This is a genomic window from Janthinobacterium sp. GW822-FHT07H11 (assembly GCF_058798615.1).
On the sequence record NZ_CM179507.1, the window covers coordinates 101,418 to 115,986 of the forward strand.

13 protein-coding genes are annotated in these 14,569 nt (G+C 64.6%); 1 reads left to right on the plus strand and 12 read right to left on the minus strand.

Annotated elements, in window-relative coordinates:
• The first annotated feature begins 30 nt into the window (after positions 1-30).
• Positions 31-378, plus strand: a complete 348-nt coding sequence (locus tag AC3RCJ_RS00435) for a CzcE family metal-binding protein (RefSeq protein WP_492962151.1) — start codon at positions 31-33, stop codon at positions 376-378.
• A gap of 72 nt (positions 379-450) precedes the next feature.
• On the opposite strand, the gene ahpF is transcribed toward AC3RCJ_RS00435, so the two are convergent.
• The 12 genes from ahpF to AC3RCJ_RS00495 form a co-directional block, all read right to left on the minus strand.
• Positions 451-2,046, minus strand: a complete 1,596-nt coding sequence (gene ahpF / locus AC3RCJ_RS00440; RefSeq protein WP_492962149.1) for an alkyl hydroperoxide reductase subunit F — start codon at positions 2,044-2,046, stop codon at positions 451-453.
• A gap of 96 nt (positions 2,047-2,142) precedes the next feature.
• The gene (gene ahpC, locus AC3RCJ_RS00445) at positions 2,143-2,706 is read right to left on the minus strand and encodes an alkyl hydroperoxide reductase subunit C (RefSeq protein WP_071326099.1); all 564 of its coding nucleotides are present in this window, start codon (positions 2,704-2,706) and stop codon (positions 2,143-2,145) included.
• A 187-nt stretch (positions 2,707-2,893) separates the two neighbouring features.
• Positions 2,894-3,292 (minus strand): DUF3597 domain-containing protein, encoded by a 399-nt coding sequence (locus AC3RCJ_RS00450; RefSeq protein WP_492962147.1) that lies wholly within the window; start codon positions 3,290-3,292, stop codon positions 2,894-2,896.
• A 180-nt stretch (positions 3,293-3,472) separates the two neighbouring features.
• Positions 3,473-6,238 (minus strand): EAL domain-containing protein, encoded by a 2,766-nt coding sequence (locus AC3RCJ_RS00455; protein ID WP_492962145.1) that lies wholly within the window; start codon positions 6,236-6,238, stop codon positions 3,473-3,475.
• 212 nt (positions 6,239-6,450) lie between these two features.
• The gene (gene rbsD / locus AC3RCJ_RS00460; RefSeq protein WP_492962143.1) at positions 6,451-6,843 is read right to left on the minus strand and encodes a D-ribose pyranase; all 393 of its coding nucleotides are present in this window, start codon (positions 6,841-6,843) and stop codon (positions 6,451-6,453) included.
• 4 nt (positions 6,844-6,847) lie between these two features.
• Positions 6,848-7,756, minus strand: coding sequence for a ribokinase (gene rbsK / locus AC3RCJ_RS00465; RefSeq protein WP_492962141.1), 909 nt, complete (start codon positions 7,754-7,756; stop codon positions 6,848-6,850).
• Positions 7,753-8,802 carry a LacI family DNA-binding transcriptional regulator gene (locus tag AC3RCJ_RS00470; RefSeq protein WP_492962139.1) on the minus strand — a complete coding sequence of 350 codons (1,050 nt, stop codon included), beginning with the start codon at positions 8,800-8,802 and terminating at the stop codon, positions 7,753-7,755. The genes rbsK and AC3RCJ_RS00470 overlap by 4 nt, the downstream gene beginning before the upstream one ends.
• Positions 8,803-8,811: 9 nt before the next feature.
• Positions 8,812-9,783 (minus strand): ABC transporter permease, encoded by a 972-nt coding sequence (locus AC3RCJ_RS00475; RefSeq protein ID WP_492962137.1) that lies wholly within the window; start codon positions 9,781-9,783, stop codon positions 8,812-8,814.
• Between the two features lie 18 nt (positions 9,784-9,801).
• Positions 9,802-11,355 (minus strand): sugar ABC transporter ATP-binding protein, encoded by a 1,554-nt coding sequence (locus AC3RCJ_RS00480; protein ID WP_492962135.1) that lies wholly within the window; start codon positions 11,353-11,355, stop codon positions 9,802-9,804.
• Between the two features lie 89 nt (positions 11,356-11,444).
• Positions 11,445-12,404, minus strand: coding sequence for a sugar ABC transporter substrate-binding protein (locus tag AC3RCJ_RS00485; RefSeq protein ID WP_492962133.1), 960 nt, complete (start codon positions 12,402-12,404; stop codon positions 11,445-11,447).
• A 158-nt stretch (positions 12,405-12,562) separates the two neighbouring features.
• Entirely contained in the window at positions 12,563-13,495 is a 933-nt protein-coding gene (locus tag AC3RCJ_RS00490; protein ID WP_492962131.1) for a DMT family transporter, read from the minus strand.
• A gap of 79 nt (positions 13,496-13,574) precedes the next feature.
• Entirely contained in the window at positions 13,575-14,450 is an 876-nt protein-coding gene (locus AC3RCJ_RS00495) for an EamA family transporter (protein ID WP_492962129.1), read from the minus strand.
• Between the last annotated feature and the right edge of the window lie 119 nt (positions 14,451-14,569).

Here is a 14,569-nt window from a genome sequence, read left to right on the forward strand (position 1 = left end):
GCCGCGCCAGGCTTATTCTTGGAGATTACTATGTTGAACACCCACCGCAGCGCCCTGGCCATCCTGTGCGCCGCTATCACCACCTGTGCCGCATCGGCCCTCGCCGCCAGTCCCACGGGCACGGCCGCCGACTATGGCAGCGCCGCCCCGCACGGGGCCGCCCAGCGCAGCATCGAACTGCAGCCCGACACGCGCCACATCAACGTCACGCGCGGCGAAACCGTCACCATCGCGCGCGCCGGCCAGCGTTTTACCTGGCACGTGCAAACTTTTAACCATCAAACGACATTCGCCCTGGCCGAGATCGCGCCGAAGGACATGCCCGTCGATGGCGTGCAGGTGTATGTCGCCGCCAACCCGCTGTACGCGGGCAGCTAAGTTTCCTGCGCGCATAAAAAAACCGGAACCGCCTTGCGGCAGTTCCGGTTTTTTCTTGATACGACTCAATAGTTAGGCGGTCAGCGCTTCTTTCGCTGCGGACTCGTCGACCACTTCCTCGTCATCCGAGCGGATCAGGTGGTCAAAGGCGGACAAAGCTGCCTTGGCGCCTTCGCCGGTGGCGATGATGATCTGCTTGTACGGCACCGTGGTGACGTCGCCGGCCGCAAACACGCCGGGGATCGAGGTCTGGCCGCGGGCATCGACTTCGATTTCGCCGTGGCGCGACAGTGCCACTGTCCCCTTGAGCCACTCCGTGTTCGGCACCAGGCCGATTTGCACGAAGACGCCTTCCAGCTCGACCTTGTTCGACGCGCCGCTGATGCGGTCCGTGTAGCTGAGGCCATTGACGATCTTGCCGTCGCCGTGGATCTCGGTGGTTTGCGCCGACGTAATCACGGTCACGTTAGGCAGGCTGTGCAGCTTGCGTTGCAGCACCGCATCGGCGCGCAGTTCCGCGCCAAACTCGATCAGGGTCACGTGTTTGACGAGGCCGGCCAGGTCGATCGCCGCTTCCACGCCCGAGTTGCCGCCGCCGATCACGGCCACGCGCTTGCCCTTGAACAAGGGACCGTCGCAGTGCGGACAGTAGGCGACACCGTGGTTGCGGTATTCCTTCTCGCCCGGCACGTTGATTTCGCGCCAGCGGGCGCCGGTGGCCAGGATGACGGTCTTGGCTTTGAGCACGGCGCCATTCGCCGTTTCAATCTCGATCAGCTTGCCCGGCGTCAACTTGGCGGCGCGCTGCGTGTTCATGATGTCGACGTCGTATTCCTTGACGTGCTGTTCCAGCGCCACGGCGAACTTCGGACCATCGGTTTCCTTGACGGAAATAAAATTCTCGATGGCCAGGGTATCGAGCACCTGGCCGCCGAAACGCTCGGCCAGCACACCCGTGTTGATGCCCTTGCGGGCCGCGTAGATGGCCGCTGCCGCGCCGGCTGGGCCGCCGCCGACGATCAGCACATCAAACACGTCTTTCTTGTTCAACGCTGCCGCCTGGCGGGCGCCGGCGTTGGTGTCGAGCTTGGCGAGGATTTCCTCGACATTCGTGCGTCCCTGGCCGAAGTGCTGGCCATTGAGGAACATCATCGGCACGGCCATGATCTGGCGCTCTTCCACTTCCTTCGGGAACACGCCGCCATCGATGGTGGTGACCTTGATGCGCGGGTTGATCACGGCCATGGCATTCAAGGCCTGCACCACTTCCGGGCAGTTATGGCAGGAGAGCGAAATAAATGTTTCAAACTCGTAATCGCCGTCGAGGTTGCGGATCTGCTCGATCACGGCGTCGTCGAACTTGATGGTGTGGCCGCCCACTTGCAGCAGCGCCAGCACCAGCGACGTGAATTCGTGGCCCAGCGGCACACCGGCGAAACGCACGCCGATGTCGGAGCCGGTACGGTTGATGCTGAACGACGGAACCCGTACGCCAGCGTCCAGGCGCTCGACCAGCGTGATCTTGTCGCTCAACAGGACTATTTCCTGGAGCAATTCCTTCATCTCGCGGGCTTTTGCGCTGTCATCGAGAGAAGCGACCAGCTCAAGCGGATACACCACTTTTTCCAGGTAGGATTTCAGTTGGGTTTTGAGGGTTGCGTCTAACATGCTTTTCTTCCTTTACAAATATTTAGGCGTATGCCGGGCCGGACGCCCGGTCCGGCATCGCGGTAACTACTTGTTTGCTACGTCGTGCATCGAGACTTAGATCTTGCCGACCAGGTCCAGCGATGGGGTCAGCGTGGCTGCGCCTTCCGTCCATTTTGCCGGGCATACTTCGCCTGGGTGGGAAGCCACGTACTGGGCGGCTTTGACTTTGCGCAACAGTTCTGCGGCGTCACGGCCGATGCCGTTGTCATGCACTTCCAGCACTTTGATGAAGCCGTCCGGATTGATGACGAAGGTACCGCGCAGTGCCAGGCCTTCTTCTTCGATCATGACTTCGAAGTTGCGCGACAGGGCGCCGGTCGGGTCGCCGATCAGTGCGTATTGCACTTTCTTGATGGCGTCCGAGGTGTCGTGCCATGCCTTGTGCGCGAAGTGGGTATCGGTCGAGATACCGTACACGTCAACGCCCAGTTTCTGGAATTCTGCGTGGTGATCGGCCAGGTCTTCCAGCTCGGTTGGGCAAACGAAGGTGAAGTCGGCTGGGTAGAACACGAATACCGACCACTTGCCTTTCAGGGACGCTTCCGTCAGGTCGACGAATTTGCCATTGTGGTATGCGGTTGCCTTGAATGGTTTAACTTGGGTATTGATGAGCGACATTTCATTTCCTCTCGTGTGGTGAATCAGTAAGACTCTAGTGTAAGGGGTTTTAACCCATATGCAAAATTGATTGTCACAATAGTTTCAATTGGTTTTAGCTATCGTGACGCCATGGGAACTCCATGATAGGCAGTTCCCACGCGATTGAACAGCGACAACAAGTTATCCCCTTGCTGCCGCCGGGTCTTTAATTTTTCAACTCTTCCGGTACTTTGCCGCCATTTTCCGCCAGCTTGATCATCACCTGGCGGTGCAGCCAGATATTCATGCTGGCCGAATCGTTGGTGTCGCCCGTGAAATGCAGTTCCTGCGCCAGTTCCTTGCGCGAAGCCAGGCTGCTGTCGAGTTGAAGCAGTTTCATCAGGTCGACGATGGACGTGCGCCAATTGAGTTTTTCCGCGTTCTTGCTGGCCAGGTCGACCAGCACCACTTCCACATCGACGACCGGCACGGCTGCGGCCGGTGCAGGCGCTGCCGCAGGGGCGGCGGCGGCCGGTGCTTCGGTGGCGGCGGCCGGCGTGGCGGCCGGGGCGGCGTCGGAGGAATGATGGAAGATCTTGTTGTAGATATTGCTGAAAATGCCCATGAGGTCACCTCGAGTTAGAGTGAATGGAAGAAGAGTTGCCTGCGCGCCCGGTTTACACAAGATGAACCGGTGACAGCTGGAGCCGGGCGCAGGCGCCAGCCCATCGAGTATAAGCCCGCTCAGGCCGGAAGCCCTGTCCCGCAGGCTTGCATCAAGATCTGGTGGCAGGCTACGTCCGTTTCAAGGGTGCAAGGGCCGCTGGGCGCGCAGCAGCGCATCGAACGCTTCGATGGCCAGCGGCGGCGCAAACAGATAGCCCTGCGCCTGGTCGCAGCCGATCTCGCGCAGCAGCGCGCGCTGGGCCGCCGTTTCCACCCCTTCGGCGATCACCCGCATGCCCAGCTTGTGCGCCACGGTGACGATGGCTTCGCACAGGGCCAATTCGCTGGCGCCGGGCGCCAGCTTGCGCACGAAGGCGCCGTCGATCTTCAGGTAATCGATGCCGCACTGCTGCAATTGCGTCAGCGAGGCATGGCCGCTGCCGAAATCGTCGAGGGCGATCTGCAGCCCGCCGTCGCGCAGGTGCTGCAGCCGCTGCGCCACGCCATGGCCGGTGGCCAGCAGCAAGTCTTCGCGGATATCGAGCACGATGGCCGAGGCGGGCACGTCCAGCCCCTGCAGCAGGCGCAGCCAGGTGCCGGGCGCATCGGCCTCGCGCTGCAACTCCAGCGGCGACATATTGATGCATAGCTGCAAGTCCGGCCCGATGGCGTGGCCGGCGGCGCGCCAGCGCAGCAGCTGCGCGGCAGCCGCCTGCAGCACCCAGTCGCCGATCTCCACGATCAGGCCGCTGCTTTCGGCCAGCGCGAGAAAATCGGGCGGCGCCACGAGGCCGCGCTGCGGATGCTGCCAGCGCAGCAAGGCTTCCGCCTTGACGATGCGTCCGCCAGGCAATTCGACGATGGGCTGGTAGAGCAGCCGCAGCTGCTGCTCGCGCAGGGCCGTGCGCAAGTCCGCCCCCAGGCGCATGCGGTTGACGGCCGCCACCTGCAGCGCGGGCGTAAAGTAACTGTAGCGGTTGCGCCCCGCCCCTTTCGACACATACATGGCCTGGTCCGCATGCTTGAGCAAGTCTTCGATATTGGCCGCGTCATCGGGATACAGGGTGATGCCGATCGAGGCCGACACGAACGCCTGCTCCTGGCCCAGCACGAACGGCGCCAGCAAGCCGTCGAGGATTTGCCGCGCGATGCGGTCGACCTGCTGCAAGTCGTCGAGGTCGGACAGGATCACCGTGAATTCGTCGCCGCCCAGGCGCGCCACCGTATCCGTCTCGCGCACGCCCACGCGGATGCGCCGCGCCGCCTCGATCAGCAGGATGTCGCCCTGGTGGTGTCCCAGCGTATCGTTGACTTCCTTGAAATGGTCGAGATCGATGAACAGGATGGCCACGCGGCTCGCGTCGCGGCGGGCCTGGGCCAGCGCCAGGCGCAGCCGCTCGTGGAACATGCGCCGGTTCGGCAATTGCGTCAGTGCATCGAAATTGGCTTGCTGCCAGATCAGCGCTTCCGACTGGCGCTTGTCCGTCACGTCCTCCAGCATGCACAGGTGATGCGGGCCGCCATGGCGCACCGTCTCGATGGCCGTCACCGAGGCGTCGACCCACACCACGCCGCCATCGGGACGCACGATGCGCTTGGCCTGGCGGAAACCGGCGATGCGGTGCGCCAGCAACTGCGCCACCTGTTCCTGTTCGCTGGCCACATCGTCGGGATGGCTGATCTCCATCCAGCTGCTCTGCTTCATGTGCTCCAGGCTGCGCCCGGCGATGGCCAGGTAGCGCGGATTGATGTCGCGGAAGCGGCCGCTCAGGGTATCGATCAGGGCGATGCCCATGGGTGCTTCCTCGAACATGGTGCGAAAGCGCAATTCGCCCTGGCGGATGGTTTCCTCCGTGCGGCGGCGTTCGCGCGACAGGCTGCTGAAGTGAAATGCGGCCCCCACCGCCAGCAGGCTGCCCGCCACGCCCAGCGACAGGTACAGCCAGCCGAGATCCGCGCCCGGCACAGGGTGGTACAGGAAACCCTGGTAGGCGCGGCTGTCCGTGGCATTGCGCGGCAGCACGCCCATGGTGGCATAGGTGTCGGCGATGTGCTGCCAGCGCTGCGGATTCATGTAGCCGAGCTCCACCAGCACGGGCTGCAGCAGCAATTCCATCTGCTGCGCCTCGTACAGCAGGTGATCGTGGTCGTGGCGCTGGCTGTACTTGACGTGGATCAGTTGCGCCATTTCCTCGCGGTGCGCCATCGCGTATTGCCAGCCGCGCAGGCTGGCGGCGCGGAACGCTTTCACGCGCTCGGGATGGCGGCGCAGTTCGTGCTCGCTGGTAAACAGGTTGTCGCCGTAGAAATCGATGCCGGCCGTGCGCGGCGTAAACTGGTAATAGGGAAATCCCGCCCGGTCCAGGTAGTCCGGTTCGTTGGTGGAATACGCGGCAATCGCCTCGACCTTGCCGTCGATCAAGTCCTCGATCCGGTGCGTGGGCGGCAAGCGCCGCAGGCTGGCCCCGTCGACACCCATTTTCCGCAGGAAGAGCGAGACTTCATCGGAAGCGGCCGGCACATCCGCAGGCGAACCGAGCATCACGGCGGCACCGGCCAGCCGGTGCACGTCCGGCGCGCCGCCGTGCTGGCGCATCAACAGCACGCCGGGCGAATGCTGGAACACGACGGCCAGCACCACCAGCGGCTTGCCGGCCATGCGGCTCAGCAAGAGACTGCTGTTGCCCACGCCATACTCGGCCTGTCCCGACAGCACGGCCGCTTCGGCCCGCTTGCCGTCGCCGCCCTCGCGCAGCTGGACGTCCAGGCCCGCGTCGCGGTAATAGCCTTGCTCGATGGCCGCGTAATAGCCGGCAAACTGGAATTGGTGGCTAAAGCTCAGCTGCAGGACGACGCGCTCCAGCGCCCGGGCCGGTGTAACCCAGCAGCATAGCAGCGCCAGCAAGACGCACCCGGCGAGTCCGCGCCTGCCTGTGCGCGGCGGCAAGGGGGCACGAACAGCGCGCAATGCTTGCATCGGCATGGCAGGAAACCATCAGGTAACTGCCGGGCCGGCAGGATACAGCTATTGTAGCCGTCCATTTTGCCAATGGACAATTATTTCACTGAGAGCAATGTCGTTGATGTTTTTGCCAAACAATCGCGTCATTCTTTGCGCTAGAACACGACGCCAGCGACCAAAATGATGTTGGCATACGGACTGCACTCGCCCGTGCGCACGATGGCGCGCGCGCCCTTGCTCAATTGCTTGAACTCCTCGTGCGTCACCTGGCGCGCATCGGGCAAGGCCAGGGCCGCCACCTGGGCCGCCATGGCCGGATTATGCTGCGGCAATTCGCTGGCGAGCACATGGTATTCCACCTGCATTTCGCTGAGCACGGTATTCACGGTATCGATGAAGCCGGGAATGCCGCGCGTCAGGGCCAGGTCGATCAGGGGCACGCCCGGCTGCGACGGCAAGCCCGCGTCGCCGATGACGAGCATGTCGCCATGACCGAGCGAGGCGATCAGTTGCGACAGCGCAATATTGAGCAGCGGAGTCTTTTTCATGATCTCAGAACAGCTCGTGCAAGTGGGGGATCGAGGTTTGCGCACCGGGCTTGGTGACGCTCCAGGCCGCAGCGCGCTGGCCTTGCTGAATCGCTTCCGCCTCGTCCATGCCGGACGCCAGGCCCGCCACAAAACCGCCGATGAAGGTGTCGCCGGCCGCCGTCGTGTCGACCGCTTGCACCGCTTCGGCCGGGAACGTGTAATCGCCGCCATACAGGGCCGCGTGCACGCCCTTGGCGCCGAGGGTGATGATGACGTTGTCGCTGCCCAGCTTTTGCAGCGCAGCCGCCAGCGCCTGGGCATCCGCGCCTTCCGGGCTGACGCCGGCCAGCATGGCCGCTTCGATTTCATTCGGAATCAGGTAGTCGACCAGTTCCAGCACGCCCTCGGGCAGGCTGGCCGCCGGGGCCGGGTTCAGCACCACGGTCTTGCCCAGCGAGCGGGCCAGCTTGATGGCGTGCACGACAGTGGCCATCGGCGTTTCCAGCTGCAGCACGACGATGTCGGCCTGTTCGATCAGCGCTTTCGCAGCGTCGATGTGCGCGGGGCTCAACAGATCGTTGGCGCCGCCGGCAATCACGATGCTGTTCTGGCCATTGTCGTCGACGAGGATGGAAGCGATGCCGGACGCCACGCCCGGCAAGGTCGTGACGTGGCTGTCGATGATGCCGTCGCCCACGAGGGCCGCACGCAGGGTCGCGCCAAACGCGTCGTCGCCCACGCAGCCGACCATGGCCACTTGCTGGGCGCCTGCCACCTTGCCGCTCAGGCGCGCGCAGGCCACGGCCTGGTTGGCGCCCTTGCCGCCAGGAATGGTTCTAAATGCGCCGCCCGTCAGGGTTTCGCCGGGCAGGGGCATGCGCGGCACGCGCAAGACCAGGTCCATATTGATGCTGCCGATAACCACGATCATGATGTCATTCCCATCAGTTCAGTTGCAGGAGAAGTAAAAGGTACAGGCGCGGCGGCCACGCTGGAGCCGCGCACGTGCAGTGCGGGCGCGATGCTGCGCTGCTGGCGCGGCAAGGCGGGGTCGGCGATGCGCGCCAGCAGCACGCGCGCCGTGATGCGGCCCAGTTCGCGCGTATTTTGCGCCACGCTGCTCAAGGGCGGATGCACGAAGCTGGCCAGGTCGATATCGTCGAAGCCGACGACGGCCAGGTCCACGGGCACCTGGACACCCCGTTCGGCGGCCGCGCGCAGGGCGCCAAAGGCCATCAGGTCATTGCAGCAGAACAGGGCGTCGGGACGCTGGCCTGGCGGCAGCGCCAGCAAGTCCAGCGCGGCCGCATAGCCGCCCGCGCTGGTGAAATCGCCATGTACGCACAGGGCGTCGGCCAGGACCACGCCCGCGTCCGCCATGACGGCGCGCACGCCATCGATACGGTCGTTGGAAATGCTCACTTCGCGGGGACCGGCAATGCAGGCGATGCGGCGGCGTCCCTGGCCCAGCAGGTGGCGCGCGGCGAGAAAACCGCCGGCGCGGTTATCGACGGCCACGGCATCGATGGACAGGTCGCAAGGCGCGCGGTCCAGCAGCACGGCCGGCACCTTCATCTTGCGCAGCAATTCGCCATCGCTGTCGGCCAGCGCGGACAAAATCAGACCGTCGCAGCGCTTGGTCAGCAGCACATTCAGGTACTCGCGCTGCTTGACGGGATCGTCATCGGAATTGCACAAAATCACGCTGTAGCCGGCCGCGTAGCAGCTGTCTTCGATGCCGCGCGCCACTTCCGAGAAATACGGATTCGTATTGTTCGGAATGATCAGGCCGATGGTGCCCGTGCTGCGGCTGCGCAGGGAGCGCGCCAGCGCGCTGGGCACGTAATGCAATTGTTCCACGGCCGCCAGCACGGCGCGGCGCGCCTCGTCGCTGACGGGGCGCGTGTTGTTGAGGACGTGGGACACGGTGGTAAACGACACCCCCGCTGCCTGCGCCACTTGTTTGATGGTTGCCATGGGCCAGTATTATGAACGCTCGCCGCGGCGGCGGTAAGTGTCGAGCACGACGGCGGCGACGATCACCAGGCCCGTGACGATGCGTTTCACGGGTTCCGACACGCCCACCTGCGCCAGGCCCGCTTCCAGCACGGAAATGATCAGCACGCCGATAAAGGTGCTGATGACGGAACCGCGTCCGCCCATCAGGCTCGTGCCGCCGATCACGACGGCGGCGATCACCTGCAATTCCATGCCCACGCCGCCGTTCGGGTCGGCCGCTTCCAGGCGCGACACCTGGAACAGCGCGCCCACGCCGGCGAGAAAGCCCATCAGGGCAAACACCAGCACCTTCGACGGTTTTGTATTGATGCCGGACAAACGCACGGCTTCTTCATTCGTGCCGATGCCGATCCAGTGGCGTCCCAGCACCGTGCGCGTGAGCACCAGGTGGCCGATGACGACGATGGCGATGGCAGCGATGAAGGCGGGCGACAGGCCGAAGACGATGGGCGAGCTGATGCCATCGACGGCGCTGCCGATGTATTCCGTGCGCGAGTTCGTCACTTGATAGGCCAGGCCGCGTGCCATTTCCAGCACGCCCAGGGACACAATGAACGAGGGGATGCGCCAGCCGACGGAAATCAGGCCCGTCGTGGCCCCGCACAGGGCGGCGACGAACATGCCCAGCAGGGCCGCGCTCCAGACGGGCCAGCCCCAGTGTACGGTGGCCAAGGACAGCACGGACGCGGCCAGCGCCATCACGGAACCGACCGACAGGTCGATGCCGCCGATGATCAGCACAAACGTCATGCCGACGGCCATCACGACCAGGGTCGGGATGTTGTTCGACAGGGTACTCAAGGTCGCCAGGGTAAAGAAGTTTTCGCTGGCAAACGAGAACAGCACGCACATGGCCAGCAGGGCGCCGATCAGGCCCGCATAGTTTTTCAGGTCGGCCAGGCTGCGCTGCAGATACGAAGGAGAGGAATGGGTGGTCATGGGAATCTTTCCGGCGGATCAGGCCGCAGCTGGGGTGGAATTGGGGGTCAAATAGCCGGAGAAGGCGGCCGACAGCAGCGCGTCCTGGCTCCAGGCGCCGCGCTCGAAGGTGTCGACGATGCTGCCCGCGCTCATGACGGCGATGCGGTCGCAGATCAGCATCAGTTCGCGCAAGTCGCTCGACACGATGACGAGGCCCTTGCCCTGGCGCGCCTGCTCGGCCAGCACCTGATAAATATCAAACTTGGCGCCGATATCGATGCCGCGCGTGGGCTCGTCGAACAGCATCACGGGGCAGTCGCGGTACAGCCAGCGGGCGATCACCACCTTTTGCTGGTTGCCGCCAGAGAGCTCGGCCACCGTTTGCGCGCTGTTGCGCGAGCGGATGCCCAGGCGCTGAATATAGTCGTCGGCCACCGACGTTTCGGCCGCGTCGTTGAGCCAGCCAGCGCCACTGACGGTATCGAGCGAGGCCAGGGTGGTGTTGATGGCGATGGACTGGCGCAGCAACAAACCTTGGCCCTTGCGGTCTTCCGTGATCATGGCGATGCCGGCTTTTACGGCTGCCTGCGGCGAGTGCAAGGCGGCGGGAATTTCGCTGTCGCCGAGGAACACCTCGCCGGCGTCGGCGCGGTCGGCGCCAAAGATCAGGCGCAGCAATTCCGTGCGGCCCGAGCCGATCAGGCCGGCGATGCCGAGGATTTCGCCGGCGCGCAAGTCGAACGACGTCGGGTGGACCACCTTGCCGCGCGCCAGGCCGCGCACGCGCAGCAGCGGCGCGCCGATGGTGCGCCCGCTCAGGTCGACGGCATCGTCGGCCGAGCGGCCCACCATCAGGCTGACCAGGTCGGCGGCGGAATGGCCGGCAATGTCGTCGTCGCACACGAGCTGGCCGTCGCGCAGCACGGCGATGCGGTCGGCCACGCGCTTGAGTTCTTCCAGGCGGTGGGAAATATAGATGATGCACACGCCTTCGGCCTTCAGGCGTTCGATCTGCAGGAACAGCAATTCCACTTCGCGGTGCGTCAGCATGGCCGTCGGCTCATCCAACACCAGCAAACGGCAGGAACCAATTAAATTGCGCGCGATTTCGATCATTTGCTGGTGGCCGATGCCCAGCTCGCCGACCAGGGTCCACGGGTCGAGGCCGCCCAGGCCGACTTGCTCCATCTGTACGCGCGCGTCGCGCTCCAGGCGGTTGCGGTCGATGAAGCCGAAACGCTGCGGCAGGTTTTTCAGGTACAGGTTTTCCGCGATCGACAGGGTGGGAATCAAATTGAGTTCCTGCATCACCATGCGGATGCCCAGCGCCTCGGCGGCGCCGCGCGAGGCGGGCTGGTAAGGCTTGCCGTCGAGCAGCATCGTGCCCGTCGTGGCTTGCTCCAGGCCGCAGATGATCTTCGACAGGGTGCTCTTGCCCGCGCCGTTCTCGCCCGTCAGCGCCAGCACCTGGCCCGGGGCGAAGCGCAAGCCCACGCCGCCCAGCACGGGGCCGACATAGGACTTGCCGATGTTGTCCAGGGTCAATAGAGGGATGGCGGCTGAGGGCGCCGGGGGGATGTCGGTAGGCATGCGTGTAAACTCCGCGAAAAAATGGCAGCGGGGCCGGCGCCGCGCGCTCGGACAGAGACGCGGGCGCTGGCCCCGGCGGGATCAGACGATCAGGACTTGGCGCCCTTGGCGACCAGTTCGACCTTGGTTTCGATGGTGCCGCCCAGCTCGGACTGTTTCTTCTTCTGCGCCAGCGCTTTCAGCACGGCTTCGATGCCGAACACGGCTTGCTGCGAACCGAACTGGTCGGCGGTAGCCAGCACGCGGCCATCGGCCAGCATCGGCTTGATGGCGTTGATGTTGTCGTAGCCGACGACCAGGACTTTGCCCGTCTTGCCGGCCGCCTTGATGGCGGAAATGGCGCCGATGGCCATGTTGTCATTACCGCACAGCAAAGCCTTGATATTCGGATTGGCGTTCAGCATGGCGGCGGCCACCGTGTTGGCGGGGGCGATTTCCCACTGGCCCGACTGCACGCTGACGACTTTCGCACCGGCCGCGTTCATGGCGTCCTGGAAACCCAGGGTGCGCTGCTGTGCGTTATAGGTGGTGGACACGCCTTCGATGATGCCGACCGGGTCGCCTTTTTTAATTTGCTTGGCCAGGTAGTCGCCGACCACCTTGGCGCCCTTGCGGTTGTCCGGGCCGACGAACGGCACGGTGATGCCCTTCTCTTTCAGGGCGCCATCGTCGAGCTTGTTGTCGATATTAACGACGATGATGCCCGCGTCGATGGCTTTTTTCAGCACCGGCACCAGCGCCTTCGAGTCGGCCGGCGCGATCACCAGCGCGTTGACGCGCGAGACGATCATCTGCTCGACCAGCTTGATCTGGCTCGACGTATCCGTTTCATCCTTGATGCCGTTCGACAGCAGGTCGTACTTGGCGGCATTGGCCTTCTGGTGCGCCTTGGCGCCATTTTCCATGGTCAGGAAAAATTCATTGGCGAGCGACTTCATCACCAGTGCAACCTTCGGCTTCGCTGCCGTCTGCGCCATCGCCGGCAAGGCAGGCAGGGCGCACACGAGGGCAGCGGCGGCAATCATTTTCAGGCGAATACGGGATGTCATGAGCGTCTCCAGAGTTTGTTGGGCAAGCATGTCTACACCATGCTTTTTTGGAATTTCACGGTGCGCAAACGTTTGCGCGAAGCGAATAGTGCCTCAATGCCCTATTCCAGTGCAAGCAAAACAGTATGTGCGGTGCAGCAAAAAAGCGCGGCCAGGGGCTAGGACGGCAATCTGATCCGGTTCACCAGCAGGAGGGAAGTACAGATCAACACGGCACCGCAGCCCTGCCACCACGTCAGCCGCGTCCCGAGGATGCAATACGACAACCCCACCGTAAACAGCGGCGCGAGGAACAGGAAACTGCTGGTGCGGCTGGCGCCGCCGCGCTTCAGGGCCACGAACCACAGGCCGAAGGAGCCGGTCGAGGCGGGAATGGCCAGCCACAGGAAGCAGGCCCACTGGCTGGCGCTGGTGTGCGCGGGCCAGCGCTGGCCCAGGCCGTAGGCGATGGCCAGCAAGGCCAGCGCCCCCGTCAGCATTTGCGCAAAGCTCAGCGGCCAGCTGGCCACGGGCAGGTTGGCCCGCTTGTTGACGATGGTGGCCAGGGCCCAGCAAAAGGCCGCCAGCAGGCCGATCGCTTCGCCCTGCCATTGCCCGGCGCCGCCGTCCGCATGACTGTGCCAGCCCACGGACAGGGCCACGCCCGCGATGCCCAGCAGCAGGCCCACGACGCGGCTAGCATGCAGCTGCTCGCCCAGGAACAGGCGTCCCAGCAGCGCCACCCACAGCGGATTGGTAAACAGCAAGATGGCGGCCGTGGCGGCCGAGATGGTGCGCATGGAGAGAAACAGCAAGCCCATCACGGCAGCCGTTTGCAGCAGGCCGATCAGCACGACGATGGCCGCGCCCCGCGCATCGAGGTCGCGCAGGCGCACCAGCCCCGGCACCGGTTTGCTCTGCAGCCAGAGCAGGGGCAAGGTGGCCAGCGCGGCAAGCAGGAAGCGCCAGCCCACCAGCAGCAGGGCGGGATAGCCATCGGCCAGCAGGATCTTGCCGGCGATAAAGCTCGATCCCATCAGGAATGTCGCCAGCACGAGGATGGCATACAGGCTACCCTGTTGCGCGGCAGCCTGGCGATGGCGGGTCGTCATGCGTCTGTCCCCCTGTTGTTTGGGACATTATTGCCTGAAACACCGGCGCACGCCCGCCACAGGACGCGGAAACAACAAGCTAGGCTGCCGGCCTGGCGCTGGCCCACTGCACGGCCAGCACGCTGGCCAGCACCATCAGCAAGCCCAGCGTGGACAACCCCGTCATGGCTTGCCCCAGCAGGGCCCAGCCCAGCACCACCGCCATCAGCGGACTGAGCAGCCCCAGCGAGGAGACGGCCACGGGCGACAGCCTGGCGATGCCGCGGAACCACAAGGCGTAGGCCAGCAGCGCGCCGGCCAGGCACAGGTAGGCGTAAGCCAATACTTGCTGCAGCGACAGCGGCGGCAACGGGGCATCCGCCAGCCAAGCGACGGGCGCCAGCATCAGGCCGCCCAGCAGCAATTGCCAGCCCGTCAGCGCCAGCACGGGCAAGTCCGGCTTCCAGCGCCGTGTCAGGTAGGTGCCGGCCGCCATGCAGGCCGTGCCGCCGAGCGCGGCGGCGATGCCGACGGGTTCCCACACGGTGCGCGGCGACAGCAGCAGCACGCCCATGCCGGCCACGCCCAGCACGCTGGCCAGCAAGGCCAGGCGGCCCGGACGGCGCCCTTCCACGCCCCAGGCCAGGCCCATCACCAGCAGCGGCTGGATGGCGCCCACCACGGCCGCCAGGCCGCCGGGCAAGCGGTAGGCGGCCACGAACAGCAGCGCCTGGAACACGCCGATATTCAAGGCGGACAGGATCAGCACGCGGCCCCAGTCGCGCCGCGCGGGCAGGCGCCGCATGAGCAGCAGCAACAGCAGGCCGGCCGGCAGCACGCGGATCAGCGCTGCCGTGAAGGGCCGGTGCGGCGGCAGCAGTTCGGACGTGACGATATACGTGGAACCCCAGATCAGGGGCGCCAGCGCCGTGAGCACGATATCGCCCCGGGCGGGGCGGGCAGCAGAGGTGGACATGAACTATCTCGACGTTAAGATAAATTCAGTGTGGACGCATACTATCTTGATGTCAAGATAAATGCGTGGGCAAGGCTGCCGGGCATAAAAAAACCCGGCGCGCAGGCCGGGTTCTGGTT

Coding starts and splice junctions, on each gene's coding strand:
- AC3RCJ_RS00435 (WP_492962151.1), top strand. CDS start 31: ATGTTGAACACCCACCGCAGCGCCCTGGCCATCCTGTGCGCCGCTATC.
- ahpF (WP_492962149.1), bottom strand. CDS start 2,046: ATGTTAGACGCAACCCTCAAAACCCAACTGAAATCCTACCTGGAAAAA.
- ahpC (WP_071326099.1), bottom strand. CDS start 2,706: ATGTCGCTCATCAATACCCAAGTTAAACCATTCAAGGCAACCGCATAC.
- AC3RCJ_RS00450 (WP_492962147.1), bottom strand. CDS start 3,292: ATGGGCATTTTCAGCAATATCTACAACAAGATCTTCCATCATTCCTCC.
- rbsD (WP_492962143.1), bottom strand. CDS start 6,843: ATGAAAAAGACTCCGCTGCTCAATATTGCGCTGTCGCAACTGATCGCC.
- rbsK (WP_492962141.1), bottom strand. CDS start 7,756: ATGATCGTGGTTATCGGCAGCATCAATATGGACCTGGTCTTGCGCGTG.
- AC3RCJ_RS00470 (WP_492962139.1), bottom strand. CDS start 8,802: ATGGCAACCATCAAACAAGTGGCGCAGGCAGCGGGGGTGTCGTTTACC.
- AC3RCJ_RS00475 (WP_492962137.1), bottom strand. CDS start 9,783: ATGACCACCCATTCCTCTCCTTCGTATCTGCAGCGCAGCCTGGCCGAC.
- AC3RCJ_RS00480 (WP_492962135.1), bottom strand. CDS start 11,355: ATGCCTACCGACATCCCCCCGGCGCCCTCAGCCGCCATCCCTCTATTG.
- AC3RCJ_RS00485 (WP_492962133.1), bottom strand. CDS start 12,404: ATGACATCCCGTATTCGCCTGAAAATGATTGCCGCCGCTGCCCTCGTG.
- AC3RCJ_RS00490 (WP_492962131.1), bottom strand. CDS start 13,495: ATGACGACCCGCCATCGCCAGGCTGCCGCGCAACAGGGTAGCCTGTAT.
- AC3RCJ_RS00495 (WP_492962129.1), bottom strand. CDS start 14,450: ATGTCCACCTCTGCTGCCCGCCCCGCCCGGGGCGATATCGTGCTCACG.